Raw genomic sequence first — 19155 nt, 5'->3', positions numbered from 1 at the left:
ACGGCAATGCACACTTATGAACAGGCGCTCCAGGCCGGAAAGCAATTTCTGCTGGAGCATGATGATTACCTGGTCGTGTCGCATGTACAGCCGGACGGTGACGCAGTCAGCTCGACGGTAACGGTGGGCTGGCTGCTGTCATGTCTGGGTAAGACATTCACGATGATTAATGAAGGTGAAATCCCCGGGCGTATGCAATTTTTGTGGGAAGCAGGCAACATTGTGAACATGACCGAACAACCACCGCAGCGAAAATATAAAGCTGTTATCTGTGTGGATTGTGCAGACTTTGCCAGAGTAGGTTTGACACGTCATTATTTCGAAGAAGATGCTGTTATCTTGAATATTGATCATCACCCTACAAATGACGGTTATGGTACAGTCAACATCATTAAGTCAGATGCTGCTGCTACGGCTGAAATCTTGTTCGATTTTCTTAACCTGTTCCAAGTAACATGGGATAAAGATGTTGCGACGGCAGTTTATACAGGATTGCTTACCGATACAGGTGGATTCCGCTATGCCAACACCAGCCCAAATGTTATGACAACGGCCTCCAGACTGCTTGAACATGGCGTGGATGGACCCTATCTCGCCCAGACCTTGTTGGAACAGGTGACTCTTCCGCAAGTTCGGATTTTGAATCAGGCACTATCAAGCCTGCAGATGACAGATGATGGAAAGATAGCCTGGGTTGTTATTACACCAGATGATATGGTGGCTTGTGGAGCAGCTAATGAAGATCTTGAAGGGGTAGTGAACTATCCACGCAACATTCAGGGCGTGGAAGTTGGTATCTTTTTCAAAGTCATCAACGAGAATGCAGTCAAGGTTTCTTTGCGTTCAGCTGGTAAAATTGATGTTGCTGCACTAGCACAGACCTTTGGCGGAGGCGGGCATGTGCTCGCAGCCGGATGTCGTCTGGAAGGCAGACTTGATGATATTGTCGCAAAAGTACTGAAGCAGGTGAATTCACAATGGTAAAGCCATTTGAAGGTGTACTTCCGGTTTATAAACCGGCGGGATTTACTTCTCATGATGTTGTAGCCAAAATGCGTCGCATTCTCAAAATGAAACGCATTGGGCATACGGGCACACTTGACCCACAAGTTACAGGCGTTCTGCCGCTCTGTCTTGGACGAGCGACACGTGTGGTGGAGTATATGCAGGAGCTTCCGAAGGAATATCTGGCTACGCTCAGATTGGGACTGTCTACTGATACAGAGGATATGACAGGGGAAGTTATTGAGCGGGCTGAAACGACTGTGGAAGTAACACAGGAACAGGTTCAACAGGTGCTTGAGCAGTTCCTGGGCACGATCTCTCAGGTACCACCCATGTATTCTGCGGTAAAGGTAGACGGCAAACGTCTTTATGAACTTGCTCGTGAAGGTAAGACGGTAGAGCGTAAGAGCCGTGAGGTCACAATCTATGAGCTCGAACTTACAGGGATTGAGACTCAGGGTGAGACCACCGATATATCCTTCCGGGCCTTATGTTCAAAAGGTACTTATATTCGGACATTGTGTGTAGACATTGGCCGGCAACTTGGATATCCATCAACCATGGTTCAACTGGAGCGTACGATATCGGCAGGTATCTCTGCAGATCGTTGTCTTCGAATTGAAGAAGTGGAACAACTTATGGCTGATGGGACTTTGGCGGAGGCGTTGATTCCTGTTGACGAGGCTATTGCTTCAATTCCGGCCCATAAGGTTGGAGAAGAACAGACCAAAGGAGCACTTCAAGGTCAGAAACTGTCTGCACGTCTTCTGGAACCGCCTGTGGAGCAACCTGGTTTGCTGCGGTTGTATGCTCAGGATGGTACGTTTCTGGGGATATTTGAGCGGGATGAACTAAAACCAACGGTGAGGGCAGTTAAAGTCTTTTTGCCGGAATAAAGAGGTTTCGGGCTTGGAGTTGTGGTGATGCTCTAGCTTGGCCTATCTAGTGAAATGCAGGTGAATGATTGTGAAAACCGTAATGCTAACCTATCCGCAGACGTTACATTCGACTGAGCTGAGCACACTGCCCCAAGTGCTTGCGATTGGTCAATTCGACGGACTGCATCTCGGACATGCAAGTGTCATTTTATCAGCTGTCCGCATTGCGCGGGAAACGGGCATGCAGGCAGCGGTCATGACCTTTCATCCACATCCGAAGGAAGTTATGCGCAAAGGGGATTACGAGGGTTATTTAACTCCCTTGAGAGATAAAGAAGAGATCTTGGCAGGAATGGGCGTTGATGTACTCTATGTGGTGGAGTTCAATGAGGATTTCTCACGGTTGACGCCGCAACAATTCGTACACGACTTGTTGATTCCTCTTCAGACACGAACAGCGGTGGTGGGTTTTGACTTCCGTTTTGGTCACAAGGGTGCAGGGGATGAACAACTTCTTCGTACTTTGGGAGAAGGAGAGATGACGGTGGAAACCGTTCCTCCTTTCTTGTTAAATGGTGAAAAAGTGAGCAGTTCTCTCATTCGTGGCCTGTTGAAGCGTGGGGAGATGGATGAGGCCAGTCATTGGCTTGGCCGACCTTACAGCATCAGAGGAACCGTCATTCACGGGGAGAAGCGTGGACGAACGATTGGATTTCCTACAGCCAACCTTGAACTCACGGATCATTACGTTACCCCGTCGAAGGGTGTTTACGCTGTTCGTGTGCAGTATGGCGAACAGGAACTGCGTGGGGTAATGAATCTCGGTGTGAAACCTACGTTTCACGAAAGCGGGATGAAACCTACGTTTGAAGTGCACCTGCTTGATTTTGATGGACACTTATATGACCAGGAACTAAAGGTTGAGCTCGTTCACTATATTCGTGCAGAACGAAAGTTTGACTCCATTGAGGCATTGATTAGCCAGATTCGTGAAGATGCATTAACTGCCGGCCGCCTGTTATCTTAAAGGTTCAGGATTAAATGCATGTTTACATTTACTTTAACTAGGCAATTATGATATACTGTACTACGTTGTCGATTGAGGCAACATTAACCTTGGCTTGGTTGCTTGCTCTCACCGGCGGTGACGAGGCTAATGGCGATTATATTGAAGGAGGTGAACAGGATGGCATTGACTCAAGAACGTAAACAACAACTGATCGACGAGCACAAAACTCACGAGTCCGATACAGGATCTCCAGAGGTGCAAGTTGCTATCCTTACGGAAAACATCACAAGTTTGACAGACCACTTGCGTACGCATAAGAAAGACCACCACTCACGTCGTGGACTTTTGAAAATGGTAGGTCAACGTCGTAAGCTTTTGGCTTACGTGAAAAACAAAGATGTTAAACGTTACAGCGCACTGATCGAAAAACTCGGATTGCGTCGTTAATTATCGTACATGTTTTCAAAATCAACCTGGCTGTTATCCGTCATTCTTTTGTCTAAAAGGACAAGCGGAACTTACAGCCGGGTTGTTTTGTAGATGAACATGTTGCCATATATTTGTAGATGGGGCTCCGTGAGGAGCTTTTGTTGTGCAGGTTAGCATGTTGAAAGATCCATACATAGCTAATGAATGCAGGACAAGCAGGAAATACTGTGAATATGCAGAATCCATTGAATTAGGAACGAATAAAAGGAGGGGTTTCATGGAACAGCGTGTTGAAATGCAGCTTGGTGGAAGAAAACTTACGCTTGAGACCGGGCGTTTGGCCAAGCAGGCTAATGCTGCCGTTAAGGTAACATACGGAGATACCGTGGTATTGTGTACCGTGACAGCATCAAGTGAGCCGAAAGATCTGGACTTTTTCCCATTAACGGTGAACTATGAAGAAAGATTGTACGCCGTAGGTAAAATCCCGGGAGGATTTATTAAACGTGAAGGCAGACCGAGTGAGAAAGCGATTCTTTCAAGCCGTCTGACAGACCGTCCAATTCGTCCTTTGTTCCCGGAAGGCTTCCGGAATGATGTACAAGTTCTGAATATCGTTATGAGTGTGGATCAGGATTGCGAACCGCAAATCGCTGCAATGATTGGTACATCAGCAGCATTGAGCATTTCGGATGTTCCATTCAGCGGACCGATTGGTGGCGTGAAAGTTGGACGTATTAATGGTGAGTTCATCATTAATCCAACGATTGCACAGCTTGAAGTCAGTGATATTGAACTGGTCGTTGCAGGAACCAAAGATGCCATCATGATGGTTGAGGCCGAAGCAAACGAAGTGCCGGAAGAAGTGATGCTCGAAGCAATCATGTTTGGACATGATGAGATCCAAAATATTATTGCTGTAATCGAACAACTTGTGCAAGTTGCTGGAAAAGAAAAAATGGCTGTTAAGTTGCGTACCGTTAATGCTGAAGTTAACAGCAGTGTGCGTGAATTCGCCAGCGCTCGTCTGGTCGAAGCGGTTAAAATCGCCGAGAAACATGCTCGTCAAGATGCAATCGATGTAGTGAATGACGAAACCGTTGCTCACTTTGAAGAGAAATATATTGAAAGTCCGGAATTGTTCAAAGACGTGAAGGAAGTTCTGCACGATATCGTCAAAGAAGAAGTGCGTCGTCTGATCACGCATGATAAAGTTCGTCCGGATGGACGTGGACTTGCTGAAATTCGCCCAATTGAATGTGATACATCTCTGTTGCCACGTGCACATGGTACAGGACTGTTTACGCGTGGTCAAACGCAAGCACTTAGTGTTTGTACACTTGGTGCACTGGGTGATGTTCAGATTTTGGACGGAATCAGTCTTGAAGAAACGAAACGATTCATGCATCACTATAATTTCCCACCATTCAGCGTAGGCGAAGCGCGTCCATTGCGTGCTCCAGGCCGTCGCGAAATCGGACATGGTGCTCTGGGTGAGCGCGCGCTTTCCAAAGTGATTCCTTCCGAAACGGATTTCCCATACACGATTCGTTTGGTATCTGAAGTTCTGGAATCCAACGGCTCATCATCTCAGGCAAGTATCTGTGCCAGCACTTTAGCTATGATGGATGCAGGTGTACCAATCAAAGCTCCAGTTGCGGGTGTAGCTATGGGTCTGATCAAAGATGGAGATCATGTATCCATTCTGAGTGATATTCAAGGTATGGAAGATCACCTCGGTGACATGGACTTTAAAGTAGCTGGAACACCTGAAGGTGTAACTGCAATCCAAATGGACATCAAAATTGCTGGTATTAATCGTCAAATTTTGTCTGATGCATTGGCGCAAGCCAAAGAAGGCCGTATGCACATTTTGGGCAAAATGAACGAAATTTTGAAAACTCCACGTGAGCAGTTATCACAATATGCACCTAAAATTACAACGATGCATATCAATCCGGACAAAATCCGTGATGTTATCGGTGCAGGTGGTAAAATTATCAATAAAATCATCGAAGAAACCGGTGTTAAAATTGATATTGAACAGGATGGACGTGTCTTTATCGCTTCTTCTAACCAAGAGATGAATGATAAAGCCAAAGCGATCATCGAAGGTATTGTGCGCGAAGTATTGGTCGGCGAGATTTATGTCGGCAAAGTAAAACGCGTAGAGAAATTCGGTGCATTTGTTGAAGTACTTCCGAACAAAGAAGGTCTGGTACACATCTCGCAACTGTCAACTGAACGTGTTGCCAAAGTGGAAGATGTTGTAGCTATCGGTGATTCCATTACGGTAAAAGTAACAGAAATTGACCCACAAGGTCGAATCAACTTGTCCCGTAAAGCAGTTTTGACTGCTGAAGCTCCGGCTCAATCCTAGGATACCGAAGCGACAGGTTATAAATGGATAGATTGAATGAAGAGACAGAATGTGAATTTCTGGCTCTTTTTTTAACGTTTAAATACGTAAAGCAAGGATGAAACCATGGCTCAGCATTCATATTTTTGCCCTTGTCCTCATATGATGGGGACAAAGACGGCGGGAGGATGGAGCTGTGGGAAACCAATCCAAAAAGCTGGCGGCTGTTCTGGCGGGTGTGACTGCGGTCATATTGATCGGACAAGTTGGCAGTGTACGTACATACATTACGGAGATCCGTGATGGGCCAGGTACGCAAAATGCTTTTGACATGTTTAAGGAGGCAACTGGAGAAGATGCGCTGTTGTCTGCGATTCGGGATAAAGCGGCTGAAACGAAAATTGCTCCGGTAAATGCCAGAGTGGATCGGGTATGGAAAGCGATTCCTGGTTATAATGGCATGGAGATTGATGTGGAAGCGACATACCGTAAGGCGCTGAGTGGAACATTGAATACCAAAATAGCGTATGTCTACCGTCAGATTGAGCCGGAGATTCAGCTTAAGGATTTGGGTGCACATCCGATCTATCGGGGGAATGCAAACAAACCGATGGTTTCTTTTATGATTAATGTGGCCTGGGGGAACGAATACATCAAACCGATGCTGGATACGCTCGATGCCGAGAAAGTGAAGGCTACTTTTTTTCTGGATGGAAGTTGGTTAAGCAAAAATGTTGAACTGGCCAAAGAAATTCAGAAACGTGGGCATGAGATGTCCAACCATGCATATTCTCACCCTAATATGAGTCGATTGAGCGCAGAACGGGCCAAGCTGGAAATTAGCAAAACCCAGGATCTGCTCCATAAAACACTGGGCGTAGAGAATCGTTGGTTTGCTCCGCCATCCGGTGACTTTAATCAGAAGACCGTTGACATTGCTTCATCCATGGGACTGAAAACCGTGTTATGGACAGTAGATACTGTGGATTGGCGTAAGCCAAGCCCGGATGCCGTTGTTGCCAAAATTGCTAAAAATACTGAGGCTGGAACGTTAATTCTAATGCACCCTACAGCTGCTTCTTCGGGAGCTTTAAAGGGCATGATTCAATCCATACGGGCCAAAGGTCTGGTGCTCGGAACAGTAAGTGAGACGCTGTCTTCGGAACGTGTAAATACCTCTACGGTTGAGTGAACGTTGTTTTTTTGTTAATATCAAACAGTTGGAACCAAATGTCGATTTCAATTTCAAGTTTGAGATCAAGGCAATTATAGAGATGTAGGAGGGCCAACCATGAAAAAAATTCAGCTGGGCAATGGCCTCAGAGTTGTCATGGAACAGATACCGACCTGCCGTTCTGTGTCTTTCGGAATATGGGTCAAGACAGGTTCGCGTAATGAGCAACCTGCAAGTAACGGAGTATCACATTTTATTGAACACATGTTATTCAAGGGAACAGATCGTTATGATGCCAAGGCGATTGCGGAGCAGTTCGATGCGATTGGCGGTAACGTGAATGCATTCACTTCCAAAGAATATACGTGTTATTATGCTAAAGTGTTGGATGAACATTTGCCGATTGCGGTTGATGTATTGTCTGATATGTTTTTCCGCTCCAAAATGGATGATGGTGAATTGATCAAGGAGAAAAACGTCATTCTGGAAGAAATCTCGATGTATGAAGATACGCCTGATGATATGGTTCATGATCTGATGGCCTTGGCCGCTTATGGTGAGCATCCACTCGCATACCCAATCCTGGGTACGGAAGAACGTCTCAAAGTGATGGATTCCAGCCATCTGCGTGCATATATGAAGGAGCACTACACGATTGAGAACACGGTCATTAGTATCGCGGGTAATATTGATGACAGTGTAATCGATCTGATGGAGAAGCATTTTGGTGCTTTTGATGTAAATGGAGTATCGGAAGCAGTCACGATGCCAGCCTTCCAAAGCGGACAGCTCTTTCACAAAAAGAAAACGGAACAGAATCATATCTGTATCTCGTTCCCGGGCTGTAAAATCGGAGATCCGCTGCAATTCGCTATGGTTGTTCTGAATAACGCCATTGGTGGAGGCATGAGCTCCAGACTGTTCCAGGAAATTCGTGAGAAACGGGGTCTTGCGTACTCCGTGTATTCCTATCATAGCTCTCATGCGGACAGCGGACTTTTCACGATATACGCGGGTACAGCACCGAAACAGACCAAAGAAGTGCTCGATCTGACCAAAGAGGTTCTACGCGACTTGGCTGTTAACGGCTTGTCCGAAGATGAACTTCGTAAAGGAAAAGAACAGCTGAAAGGTAGCTTGATTCTGAGCTTGGAAAGCACAGGCAGTCGCATGAATCGTCTGGGTAAAAACGAGCTCATGCTGGGCAGACACCATACACTGGATGAGATGATTGCCAAAATTGAGCAAGTTACCATGGACGATATTAACGCGGTACTTGATCTGATGTTTGCTGAACCTTTTGCACTTGCTATGGTTGGCGCTTCAGATAAGACGATCGCTGGATTGAGAAGGGATGATTTTGTTGCATTACGTTCAAATACAGAAACTGCCGGGCAATGAAGATATTAAACTGCCTCAAAAAATGTCGGAGCTGGCATCCGGCTTTGATGTAGTAGCTGCACTTCAGGAAGATGTTGTATTGCAGCCGGGTCAGCGTACGCTGATTCCTACCGGACTTGCGATGGCAATGCCAGCTGGATTGGAAGCACAGATTCGTCCTCGGAGCGGACTGGCTTTCAAACATGGTATTACTTGCCTCAACACACCGGGGACCATTGATGCGGATTATCGCGGAGAAGTTAAAGTTCTGTTGATTAATTTGGGTCAGGAACCGTTCACAATTGTACGGGGAGAGCGCATCGCACAGATCGTCTTCCAGACCGTGCCTGCGGTTGAATTGACTGAAGTGAATGAACTTTCGGAAACGGTACGTGGCGAAGGTGGATTCGGTCATACCGGGAAATAAGCAGCGTAAATATACCTATTCTTTAGAGTCGTCCCTGACAGGGGCGGCTCTTTTTTACATTTGAGAAACGGACGGTGGAATGCAATTATTGTTTTCACCCCCCTGTGGGCCCCTGCATACGATAAGGCATACATGTGGTGAAAGGAGTGACGTCCCGATGCTGACCGGAGTCCGGATTGTAGTCCTGGGCGGAGATGCGCGGCAGCTTGAAGTCATTCAAAAGTGCGCTGAGCTGGATGCAACGGTAAGTGTGGTGGGTTTCGATAAAATAGAGCGTTCCATTCCAGGGATCGAGCACCAGGAACTGGAGGATGAAGTGTTTGCTTCCGCAGATGTACTCGTACTGCCTGTTGTCGGTTGCGATGAGCAGGGAAAAGTAAGTACTTCATTCAGTGACACACCGATCTATTTGAAAAAGGAACATATTGCAGCATTACCAGAGCATTGTATTGTGTTCACAGGTATGGCAAAGCCGTTCTTGCGCGAACTTAGTCTTGAAAATGGGCTGCGACTTGTTGAAGTACTTGATCGTGATGATATTGCACTTTATAACTCTATTCCAACAGCTGAGGGAGCCATCGCCATAGCTATTCGGGAGACGGACTTCACAATCCATGGTTCGGAATGCATTGTGCTTGGCATTGGTCGAACAGGATTCACAATGGCCAAAACACTGCAGGGACTTGGAGCAAATGTACGGGTGGGAATCAGGCGGGAAGAGGATGCTGCCCGCGCTACAATAATGGGCTGGAAGCCTTTCATGACAACGGATTTGGCCGCTCAGACCGGGGAAGTTGACTTGCTTTTTAATACGATACCGACTATGATAATCACAGCACAAATCCTGTCCAGAATGCCGCAAAAGGCTGTCATTATCGACCTCGCATCCGCTCCTGGCGGTTGTGATTTCAGGTATGCCGACAAACGCGGTATCAAAGCGCTACTTGCGCCAGGCCTCCCCGGCATTGTTGCTCCCAAAACGGCTGGCGGCATTATTGCCGACGCGTTGATCCGTTTGCTTTTGGAAGAACAGAACGCACGGGAGGTTAAATCATGAACTGGCAGGGAAAAACGGTAGGTTATGCAATTACGGGTTCTCATTGTACGTTTGAAGAGGTTATGCCGGTAATTAGCCGCTTCGTAGCTGAAGGTGCCAACGTCGTTCCGATTATTTCGAATTCGGTTCTGACGACGGATACACGCTTCGGTACGGCGCAAAATTGGCAAAAACAGTTGAAAGATATAACAGGTAATGATATCATTTCTACAATTGTTGAAGCGGAGCCTTTAGGGCCTTCCAAGCTGCTTGATGTGCTGGTTATTGCTCCATGCACAGGGAATACAACAAGCAAGCTGGCTAATGCGATGACCGACAGTCCAGTGCTAATGGCAGCCAAAGCGCAGATGCGCAATCAGCGTCCACTTGTGCTCGCGATTTCCACGAATGACGGTCTGGGCTTGAATGCTGCGAATATCGCCAAATTGCTTGTGGCTAAATACTTGTATTTTGTGCCATTTGGGCAAGACGATCCAGTGAAAAAACCAAACTCGTTAGTCGCCAAAATGGAATTGATTCCAGAGGCTTGCTGGAGTGCTCTTGAGGGCAAACAGTTGCAGCCGATGATTGTGGAGCGTTCTTCACAGGCTTGATGGAACAATGATTCGGTGACAACGTTTATACGCTTGGAGAAATGAAGAAGGGTTCTAGAGACAAAGAAAATCATGGGGGACAATATGCTGGATTGAACAGCTACTATGTCCACGTTCCTGTCTATAAGGCATTCCTGCTTGCGGGCAGTACAGGTTAAGCAAGCGGGAGAGGTCTATTGTGAATGTATGCATCATGACCTCGATAACAACCGCGACCTTTGATTTGCGATTGTCCCAGACAATTACAGAAAATAAGGAGCGGCATGGAATGCCGTATAAAATGCTGAAATTATCGCATCAGAACGCTCCCTAGAGTGATCCATTTGTTGATTTGACCCGTGTCCAGTCTTCTTGCGTACACAAATGGAGGAATAAAGATGCGTATCATGGTACAGAAATTCGGAGGCACGTCTCTCTCCACTGTTCAGGCGAGAGAGCATGTGCTCCGTCATGTTAAACGTGAACTTGAAGCAGGATTGAGTCTGGTCATCGTTGTGTCTGCGATGGGGCGCCGCGGCGAGCCATATGCGACCGATACGTTGCTGGACTGGGCTGCACAGAACGGAAACGCACTATCCGCACGCGAAAAGGATTTACTGCTGTGCTGTGGTGAAATCATATCGGCGACAACGTTGAGCAGTTTACTCGAACATGAAGGCATTCCAACTACAGTGCTGACCGGTGCACAAGCAGGTTTTGTGACGGACGACAATTTCGGGAATGCCCGGATATTGGATGTCCGTCCTGTTCGTGTGTTGGAGCAGCTTCAGCTTGGCCGTGTCGTTGTTGTAACCGGATTCCAGGGGCAGACAGAGAACGGAGACTTCACGACATTGGGTCGTGGGGGAAGCGATACGTCTGCTACAGCTCTCGGTGCAGCATTACGTGCTGAAATGGTGGATATCTACACAGATGTGAACGGGATACTCACCGCTGATCCGCGAATTGTTGAGGATGCACGTCCACTGACTGTTGTGAGTTATGCAGAGATCTGTAACATGGCCCACCACGGGGCCAAGGTAATCCATCCACGTGCGGTTGAGATTGCGATGCAATCCCAGATTCCAGTGCGGGTAAGATCTACTTTTGCAGACACGGAGGGAACGCTGGTTACGCATCCGGAAGGATTCCAGGATGTGCAGACAGGCATTGTTGACCGTTATGTAACAGGCATCGCCTACGTGAGCAATGTAACGCAAATTACGGTGGATGTGCCTGGTGGTGGTGCAGATCGATTGCAACTAAAAGTGTTCAAAACCATGGCTGAGAATTCAATCAGCGTTGATTTTATTAATGTTACCCCCTCGGGAGTTGTCTATACGGTTTTTGACAGTGATTCCGAGAAAGCCATACAGGTATTGCAGGAGATAGGTCTCAAGCCACAAAGCCTGTCCGGTTGTGCCAAAGTGTCCGTCATTGGCGGAGGCATTAATGGTGTACCTGGAATCATGGCTCGAATCGTGGAGTCCTTGACACTGGCAGACATTCAGATCCTGCAATCGGCAGATTCGAATACAACGATCTGGATACTCGTAAAAAAAGAAGATATGGTTCAGGCCCTGAGGGCACTTCACGCCTCATTCGAACTTCATTTGTAAATAACTGAAGTTAGAGGAGCCAAACCTGTTTTGAAGGAGGAATCGAATTGGACTTTGGAAGATTGATTACAGCAATGGTCACTCCGTTCAATGAACAAGGAGAGATTCATTGGGAGGAAACGGCACGTCTAATCGACTATCTAATTGTAGATCAAAAGTCGGAGACGCTTGTGGTTTCTGGAACAACAGGGGAGTCTCCAACACTTAGTGATACTGAGAAAGTTCAATTATTCGAATTTGCAGTGAAACATGCGGCCGGTCGGTGCAAAATTATAGCCGGAACGGGAAGCAATAACACGGCACATTCCATCCATTTGACACAGGAAGCTGAACGTGCCGGAGTGGATGGCATTTTGTTGGTTGTTCCGTATTACAACAAACCTAGCCAAGAAGGTTTGTTTAAACATTTTGAAGCGATTGCAGGCTCCACCAAGCTGCCAATTATGCTCTACAACGTGCCTGGACGTACAGTAACCAGCCTGTCAGCAGAGACAACGCTTCGTCTTGCACAGATTCCTAACATCGTCGCTACGAAGGAATGTGCGTCTATGGAGCAGGTTACGCTGATTGCAGCAAGTGCTCCAGAAAATTTTAGAGTTTATTCCGGTGATGATGCTTCAGGCTTACCAGCGATTGCGGTTGGAGCACATGGAATTGTCAGCGTGGCCAGTCATGTCGTAGGGGCAGAAATGAAGAAAATGATTGACGCCTTCTATGGCGGAGCACCTCTTCAGGCTGCTCAGATTCATCAGCAGTTGTTCCCAGTATTCAAAGGCCTGTTTGAGTGTCCACAGCCTCTACCAAACCCCGTAGCGGTGAAATATGCGCTGACATTGCGTGGTCTAGACGTTGGTTCCGTACGGTTGCCCCTTATTCCGCCAACGGAAGAGGAGCAGGTTTATATCAAAGGTTTGCTTAATTTGTAATCATTTTGGTTGTATATGGACTATTTTATTAATCATGGGAATATCCTTCAGATCAGCAAAAGAACCGCTCCTCTTCCTAGAGGCTGCGGTTCTTTTTTTTACGAGTAATGTGAGGTTTCTTTTCCACTGCTAAGGGGAAACCTACAGGTTAACGAGAGAGTGACTTGTTTTTTTTGTTTTTAATCATGTATAATGATGTCAAGTGACTGGGTGCGGTATTTTTTTGAAATTGAAAGCGACATCGCTTCGTGGTGTAGCTTTGCGGTGAAAAAGGAAGGAACGGCTAAGAGGGAATTTCAACTCCAACTTGTTGGTCAAAGGGAATAACTTCGAAGAACTTCTTCCAAATATCGTGAATAAAGGTGTTCTTTTGCATTCATCCCGATAGGTGGGTATGTGATGTATGGACTACTTTTCTTAACTTACAATAAATAATAAGGTACGACGTCCAACTACCATAGGAGGTTTAGATTCATTTGTCTAAGAAAAATAATAACGATAAACTGATGATTTTTGCTTTGGGCGGCGTAGGCGAGATTGGTAAAAACATGTACGTCATCCAATACGCCAACGACATTGTAGTCGTAGATGCTGGTCTTAAATTCCCGGAAGAAGATATGCTTGGTATTGATATTGTCATCCCTGACATTTCTTACCTGACTGAGAACCGTGACAAAGTAAGAGGAATCATTCTTACTCACGGACATGAGGATCACATTGGTGGTCTGCCATATGTTCTCAAACATCTGAATGTTCCTGTATACGGAACAAGACTTACGCTTGGACTTGTAGAAAACAAGTTGAAAGAAGCGAATTTGCTGGGTGATACAAAACGTATTCTGATTGATGCTGATTCCGAGATCCAACTTGGATCTGTTCTGAAAGCATCGTTCTTCGCTACTAACCATAGTATTCCGGATTCTGTTGGTGTATGTGTCGAAACACCGGAAGGTGCAGTTGTTCACACGGGTGACTTCAAATTCGACCATACTCCAGTCAATGGTCAATATGCAGATCTTCAGCGTATGGCACAGATTGGAACAAATGGCGTGTTAGCGCTATTGTCCGACAGTACGAATGCTGAGAAACCTGGATTCACACCATCGGAGAAAAATGTGGGTATCGTTCTGGAAGATATCTTCCGTAAAGCAAGTCAACGTGTTGTTGTAGCGACATTTGCTTCCAACGTACACCGTATCCAACAGGTGATTAATGCAGCAGAAGTGACTGGACGTAAAGTTGCAGTTATCGGACGCAGCATGGTGAACGTGGTTGGTATTGCTTCAGAACTGGGTTATCTTGAGATTCCGGATGGCATGATCATTGAACCTGAAGAAGTAGGCAAGATGGCAGCTGATCGTGTTGTGATTCTCTGCACAGGAAGTCAAGGAGAGCCAATGTCAGCACTGACACGTATGGCTCGTTCCACACACCGTAAAGTGGACATCCTGCCAGGTGACACTGTTATTATCGCAGCAACTCCGGTTCCAGGTAATGAAAAATATGTAGGCCGTACGATTGATGAACTGTTCCGTCTGGGTGCTAACGTGCATTACAGCGGTGCTAACAGTGGCGTCCACGTATCTGGTCACGGTAGCCAAGAAGAGCTGAAACTGATGCTCAACCTGATGAAACCGAAATTCTTCTTGCCAATCCACGGTGAATTCCGTATGCAGCGTCGCCACGCGGTTCTTGCTGAATCTGTAGGGGTAGAACCTGAGAACATTTTCATCACGGATATCGGTGAAGTGATTGAAATTCAAGGTGGAGCAGCACGTAGAGCAGGTAAAGTTACTGCAGGTAATGTGTTGATCGATGGCTTGGGTGTAGGCGATGTGGGTAACATTGTACTTCGTGACCGCAAATTGTTGTCACAAGATGGTATCCTTGTTGTTGTGGTAACACTGAGCAAACAGGATGGAAAAATTGTTTCCGGTCCTGACATCATCTCTCGTGGATTTGTGTATGTACGTGAATCGGAAGGACTACTTGATGAGGCCAACCGGATCGTTAGCAGCACATTGCAGAAGTTGATGAGTGAGAACGTTAACGAGTGGGCTTCACTCAAAACAAATGTTAAAGATGCACTGGGACGCTTCCTGTATGAGCAAACTCGTCGTAGACCGATGATTTTGCCAATCATTATGGAAGTTTAAAATAAGCTAAACAAAAACATATATTCAGGCACACAGTCGCCCCTTCTCTACGAGTAATATTGGACGGTTCCTCGTAGAGAAGGGGCTTTTTTTGCGTTTTCAGGAAGATCTGCAATAGCGTCAATATGTGAAGCAATTTGATGCAGCGGGTATAAGGCAGTTGGAAAAATCCCCATACTAAGGAAATACATTAAATGTTTCTGGAGAAGGGGATTATTGAAATGAATGAACGTATGAATGACAAGCAGGCGTCAAGATCCAATCAACCGGAAGTTGAAGCACCGGAAATTCCGATTCAGGAGGAAAAGGCCATCTCTCCCGTGACAGAGACTATTCAGCAATTTGGGCAGACACAGTCGCCGGCAGGTGAGTCGAATATTTTCTGTATGACCATTATTGGACAGGTCGAAGGGCATTTGATTTTGCCGCCACAAAATAAAACAACAAAGTATGAGCATATCATTCCACAGCTGGTGGCCGCAGAACAAAATCAGCGTATTGAAGGTATTCTGATCATTTTGAACACGGTAGGTGGAGATGTAGAGGCGGGTCTAGCCATTGCAGAGATGATTGCTTCTCTAAGCAAACCTACGGTTACTGTGGTCATTGGAGGCGGGCATAGCATTGGAGTACCGATTGCTGTAGCTTCAACATATTCCCTGATTGCCGGAAGTGCAACGATGACGATCCATCCGATTCGAATGAACGGCCTTGTCATTGGTGTACCTCAAACGTTTGAGTATATGGAGAAAATGCAGGAAAGGGTTGTTCGGTTCGTGACTTCTCATTCGAATATCTCTGAAGAGATGTTCAAAGAACTGATGTTTAAGACTGGTGAGTTGAATCGGGATATTGGTACAGCTGTAGGAAGCGCAGATGCAGTGAAACATGGATTAATGGATGCAGTGGGCGGGATTGGACAGGCTATTGCTCAGTTAAATCAGCTCATAGGAGACAAGAGACAGACTCTGCAAGCGGGAGGTTATACCCAATGACATTATATACAGTGATGCCCCCGGAACAACTCTGGTCGGGAATGTGGAAAGAGGGCGAAGATACGAGGGAGATCAAAATGAATGGTTTATTGATGCAGGTGAGACCTGTTAATGACAATGAAGCCGTTATCGTACGTTTGCTGGATTGTCCACTTGAAGCCTATCTCAATCCTGCTAATATGCCCGGTTCGACCATTCCGCTTTCGGGTAACTTGGGATCAGCATAACGCGACGAATTCAGACAAATTGAGCAGAAAAAGAACATATGTACGGATTATATTTGTATGGTATAATATTCTTCTGGGGGTGACCTGATTTTGGCCAGAAGAAAAAAGAGGAAAAAAAAGGGCGCTGGTTTTAGTGGCGTTTTAAAATATGAAATTTACGGGATTGTGCTTATTACCCTTGCTGTCATAGCATTATCGGGTGAAGCCACCGTTGGACGTTCGCTTTCCAAGATGTTCGGACTGATGCTTGGTAAGTTTTATTTTGCGATTCCACTTGTTGGTATTTATTATGGTCTCATGGTGATGATTCACCGGAAATGGCCGAGTGGTTGGACCACACGCAAGACAGGACTTGTTTTGCTGGTCTTTGCCTTAACCTTGATGAGTACTGTCTCTGCAATGCACCAGAAGCTCATTCCGGTTGGTGCGCTTGAGCCTGGTGCTGTGATTACGCAGGTACATAATGATATGCAAACCGAGTTGCTAACCCCTGCTGCGCCAGGTGAGAGGGACTCCATGCTTAACAAGGACATCAGCGGTGGTTATCTCGGAGCTGGGCAATTTGCTCTTTTCCTGTGGCTGTTTGGCAGTCTTGGGGCGAGACTCATCATGATTGTCATGTTTATCATCAGTTTTATGCTGATTACGAGTCTATCTTATGTGGATTTGATACGAATATTCCGAACAAAGATTTGGGATGCCGGGAGTTCGATGTACAAAAAGCTGGAGTCGAGACCCTCTGCACGTTCTGCTTCAACTTCTGATGCCAGGAAGAAAGGTAACGCCCGTAAAGTGGTACCTGTTCCTGTTGAAGATGACGAAGACGAGTATGAGGATGAATTAGAGGAACAGCATCTGCCAAAACGAAACTCGCCCATATTCTTCCAACTTTTCGGAAAATGGGGAGCTAAACGGGAACAGGCGACATCAGGACGTGAAATGGATGAGGTCGATTCGGCAGAAACAGAACAGATTGTGTACCGCGCCGAACAAGATCACAATCTAGAGGCGTGGCAGGATGCAACCGAAGACGTAACTAACAGATCAGCTTCGTCACGTGTTCCTGTTCAGGCTAAACCTAACTCAGCGCCGATCATTCGAGACTTTTTCGAGCACGTCAGAACAGAAGAGGCAAGCATTGAAGATGATCTGGACGATGCTTATCCTTTCCCGGATAATCTGGCCGATCCAAACGTAGTACAACAGGGCGAGCATACCATTAAAATAACGGATGAACTGGTAGAGACAGAGTGGTCTGCATCCGATGCAGGTACAAACGGGATGAATGCTGTGGATGAGATTCAGAGTGGAGAAGAAGTACCTAATGATGCAATGCAGGGAACAGATACTCCAACTCCTGAAGGGCAGGACACACAACCGGTGAAACCACCACCGCCACCTCCTAAGCCGTACAAGCTGCCATCATTCCGTCTACTTGCCAAGCCAAACAATGGGGGCAAGGCGGGTGACCAGAAGGATTATATGCAGACAGCACGCAAGCTGGAAGCCACACTGGAAAGCTTCGGTGTTCGTGCCAAAGTACTTGAAGTGGTTCGGGGTCCTGCCGTTACAAGATATGAAATTCAACCTGACATTGGTGTCAAGGTCAGCAGAATTGTCAGCCTAACTGATGATATCGCGTTGGCTCTGGCGGCAAAAGATATTCGGATGGAAGCACCGATTCCCGGAAAGTCTGCGATTGGTATCGAAGTACCTAATGGTGAAGTATCGGTTGTAACGATGCGTGAAGTAATGGAGACAGCAACGTTCCAGGATGCAGAATCCAAAGTGACCATTGCATTTGGCCGAGATATCTCGGGACAGACGATTATTGGTAACTTGGCTCGTATGCCCCATTTGCTGGTTGCGGGTGCTACAGGTTCCGGTAAGTCGGTGTGTATTAACGGAATTATTACCAGCATATTGTACAAAGCCAAGCCGGATGAAGTGAAGTTCCTGATGGTCGATCCCAAGATGGTTGAGTTGAACGTATATAACGGGATTCCCCATTTGCTGGCACCGGTAGTAACTGATCCTAAGAGAGCGTCACTTGCTCTCAAAAAGATTGTGGTTGAGATGGAGAAACGATATGAACTGTTCTCCAAATCAGGCACTCGTAACGTTGAAGGTTACAATAATCTGATGAAAGATAATCCTGCGGCTGTTCTGCCTTATATTGTTGTCATTGTGGATGAGCTTGCAGATCTCATGATGGTTGCAGCCGGAGATGTTGAAGATGCGATTGCTCGGCTTGCCCAGATGGCTCGTGCAGCTGGTATCCATCTGATTATTGCTACACAGCGGCCTTCTGTGGATGTTATTACTGGCGTAATCAAAGCCAACATACCTTCTCGTATCGCCTTCGGTGTATCCTCACAGGTGGATTCTCGAACCATTCTGGATATGGGTGGGGCCGAGAAACTGTTGGGTCGCGGAGACATGTTATTCATGCCAATGGGCGCATCGAAACCGGTTCGTGTACAAGGTGCTTTTATGAGTGATGAAGAAGTGGAAAATATTGTGAATTATGTACGTGGTCAAGGTGAAGCACAGTATGATGAGTCCCTTGTACCTGAGGTGGACGACTCTATCCAGGCTGAAGATGAAGTACAGGACGAGTTATACGAAAAGGCAGTGCAGATTATTCTGGAGGCCAAGCAAGCGTCTGTTTCTCTGCTACAACGTCGAATGCGAGTAGGATACACCCGTGCCGCACGTTTGATTGACTCCATGGAATCCCGGGGCGTGATTGGTCCTTACGAGGGTAGCAAACCACGGGAAGTGTTGGTCTCGCTTGAAGAGTACCAACAAAACAAAATAAGCTCGTAGCTTGTAATGCACATGAATATTCAGGCGATTCGAGCCCTCAACCTTAATGGTTGGGGGCTTTTTTCATACAATTTGACTGAAGTTTTACCATGATGTCCAATGATCGGATGATT

17 protein-coding genes are annotated in these 19155 nt (G+C 46.4%); all 17 read left to right on the top strand.

Translation table 11 applies throughout. From position 1 onward, the window contains the following. Window positions 1–6: 6 nt before the first annotated feature. The 17 genes from MKY28_RS14565 (at window position 7) to MKY28_RS14485 (ending at window position 19042) form a co-directional block, all read left to right on the top strand. On the top strand, window positions 7–984 hold the full coding sequence (locus tag MKY28_RS14565) for a DHH family phosphoesterase (RefSeq protein ID WP_340936275.1): 978 nt from the start codon (window positions 7–9) through the stop codon (window positions 982–984). Then, a complete protein-coding gene (gene truB, locus MKY28_RS14560) occupies window positions 978–1901 on the top strand; it encodes a tRNA pseudouridine(55) synthase TruB (protein WP_036670396.1) in 924 nt (307 codons plus the stop codon). Before MKY28_RS14565 ends, truB begins: the two co-directional genes overlap by 7 nt. A gap of 70 nt (window positions 1902–1971) precedes the next feature. Continuing rightward, complete coding sequence (locus tag MKY28_RS14555) at window positions 1972–2910, top strand: bifunctional riboflavin kinase/FAD synthetase (protein WP_445670897.1); 939 nt, start codon at window positions 1972–1974, stop codon at window positions 2908–2910. Between the two features lie 47 nt (window positions 2911–2957). Further along, complete coding sequence (locus MKY28_RS14550) at window positions 2958–3092, top strand: hypothetical protein (RefSeq protein WP_268745224.1); 135 nt, start codon at window positions 2958–2960, stop codon at window positions 3090–3092. Further along, window positions 3070–3339, top strand: coding sequence for a 30S ribosomal protein S15 (rpsO, locus tag MKY28_RS14545; RefSeq protein ID WP_017689136.1), 270 nt, complete (start codon window positions 3070–3072; stop codon window positions 3337–3339). The genes MKY28_RS14550 and rpsO overlap by 23 nt, the downstream gene beginning before the upstream one ends. 259 nt (window positions 3340–3598) lie before the next feature. After that, complete coding sequence (gene pnp / locus MKY28_RS14540) at window positions 3599–5701, top strand: polyribonucleotide nucleotidyltransferase (protein ID WP_340936274.1); 2103 nt, start codon at window positions 3599–3601, stop codon at window positions 5699–5701. Window positions 5702–5876: 175 nt separating this feature from the next. After that, window positions 5877–6872, top strand: coding sequence for a polysaccharide deacetylase family protein (locus MKY28_RS14535; protein ID WP_100529409.1), 996 nt, complete (start codon window positions 5877–5879; stop codon window positions 6870–6872). 99 nt (window positions 6873–6971) lie between these two features. Beyond that, window positions 6972–8255, top strand: coding sequence for a M16 family metallopeptidase (locus MKY28_RS14530; RefSeq protein ID WP_339188203.1), 1284 nt, complete (start codon window positions 6972–6974; stop codon window positions 8253–8255). Further along, a complete protein-coding gene (gene dut / locus MKY28_RS14525) occupies window positions 8215–8661 on the top strand; it encodes a dUTP diphosphatase (protein ID WP_017689132.1) in 447 nt (148 codons plus the stop codon). Before MKY28_RS14530 ends, dut begins: the two co-directional genes overlap by 41 nt. Window positions 8662–8818: 157 nt before the next feature. After that, window positions 8819–9718, top strand: coding sequence for a dipicolinate synthase subunit DpsA (gene dpsA / locus MKY28_RS14520; protein WP_338708487.1), 900 nt, complete (start codon window positions 8819–8821; stop codon window positions 9716–9718). Continuing rightward, complete coding sequence (locus MKY28_RS14515; RefSeq protein WP_017689130.1) at window positions 9715–10311, top strand: dipicolinate synthase subunit B; 597 nt, start codon at window positions 9715–9717, stop codon at window positions 10309–10311. Before dpsA ends, MKY28_RS14515 begins: the two co-directional genes overlap by 4 nt. Window positions 10312–10688: 377 nt before the next feature. After that, a complete protein-coding gene (dapG, locus tag MKY28_RS14510; RefSeq protein WP_340936272.1) occupies window positions 10689–11909 on the top strand; it encodes an aspartate kinase in 1221 nt (406 codons plus the stop codon). Between the two features lie 47 nt (window positions 11910–11956). After that, the gene (gene dapA, locus MKY28_RS14505; protein WP_036670403.1) at window positions 11957–12835 is read left to right on the top strand and encodes a 4-hydroxy-tetrahydrodipicolinate synthase; all 879 of its coding nucleotides are present in this window, start codon (window positions 11957–11959) and stop codon (window positions 12833–12835) included. Between the two features lie 476 nt (window positions 12836–13311). After that, the gene (locus tag MKY28_RS14500) at window positions 13312–14991 is read left to right on the top strand and encodes a ribonuclease J (RefSeq protein ID WP_036609284.1); all 1680 of its coding nucleotides are present in this window, start codon (window positions 13312–13314) and stop codon (window positions 14989–14991) included. Between the two features lie 233 nt (window positions 14992–15224). After that, complete coding sequence (locus MKY28_RS14495; protein WP_036609439.1) at window positions 15225–15986, top strand: ClpP family protease; 762 nt, start codon at window positions 15225–15227, stop codon at window positions 15984–15986. Then, window positions 15983–16213 carry a YlzJ-like family protein gene (locus MKY28_RS14490; protein ID WP_036609282.1) on the top strand — a complete coding sequence of 77 codons (231 nt, stop codon included), beginning with the start codon at window positions 15983–15985 and terminating at the stop codon, window positions 16211–16213. The genes MKY28_RS14495 and MKY28_RS14490 overlap by 4 nt, the downstream gene beginning before the upstream one ends. Window positions 16214–16303: 90 nt before the next feature. Beyond that, window positions 16304–19042: an FtsK/SpoIIIE family DNA translocase gene (locus tag MKY28_RS14485; RefSeq protein ID WP_340936270.1), complete on the top strand. Its 2739-nt coding sequence runs from the start codon at window positions 16304–16306 to the stop codon at window positions 19040–19042. Window positions 19043–19155 lie beyond the last annotated feature (113 nt).

This window comes from Paenibacillus sp. FSL R5-0473 (assembly GCF_038004565.1).
Lineage (GTDB): Bacteria > Bacillota > Bacilli > Paenibacillales > Paenibacillaceae > Paenibacillus > Paenibacillus amylolyticus.
This window is presented reverse-complemented; position numbering and strand designations above follow the sequence as displayed.

Coding starts and splice junctions, on each gene's coding strand:
- MKY28_RS14565 (WP_340936275.1), top strand. CDS start 7: ATGCACACTTATGAACAGGCGCTCCAGGCCGGAAAGCAATTTCTGCTG.
- truB (WP_036670396.1), top strand. CDS start 978: ATGGTAAAGCCATTTGAAGGTGTACTTCCGGTTTATAAACCGGCGGGA.
- MKY28_RS14550 (WP_268745224.1), top strand. CDS start 2,958: ATGATATACTGTACTACGTTGTCGATTGAGGCAACATTAACCTTGGCT.
- rpsO (WP_017689136.1), top strand. CDS start 3,070: ATGGCATTGACTCAAGAACGTAAACAACAACTGATCGACGAGCACAAA.
- pnp (WP_340936274.1), top strand. CDS start 3,599: ATGGAACAGCGTGTTGAAATGCAGCTTGGTGGAAGAAAACTTACGCTT.
- MKY28_RS14530 (WP_339188203.1), top strand. CDS start 6,972: ATGAAAAAAATTCAGCTGGGCAATGGCCTCAGAGTTGTCATGGAACAG.
- dpsA (WP_338708487.1), top strand. CDS start 8,819: ATGCTGACCGGAGTCCGGATTGTAGTCCTGGGCGGAGATGCGCGGCAG.
- MKY28_RS14515 (WP_017689130.1), top strand. CDS start 9,715: ATGAACTGGCAGGGAAAAACGGTAGGTTATGCAATTACGGGTTCTCAT.
- dapG (WP_340936272.1), top strand. CDS start 10,689: ATGCGTATCATGGTACAGAAATTCGGAGGCACGTCTCTCTCCACTGTT.
- MKY28_RS14495 (WP_036609439.1), top strand. CDS start 15,225: ATGAATGACAAGCAGGCGTCAAGATCCAATCAACCGGAAGTTGAAGCA.
- MKY28_RS14490 (WP_036609282.1), top strand. CDS start 15,983: ATGACATTATATACAGTGATGCCCCCGGAACAACTCTGGTCGGGAATG.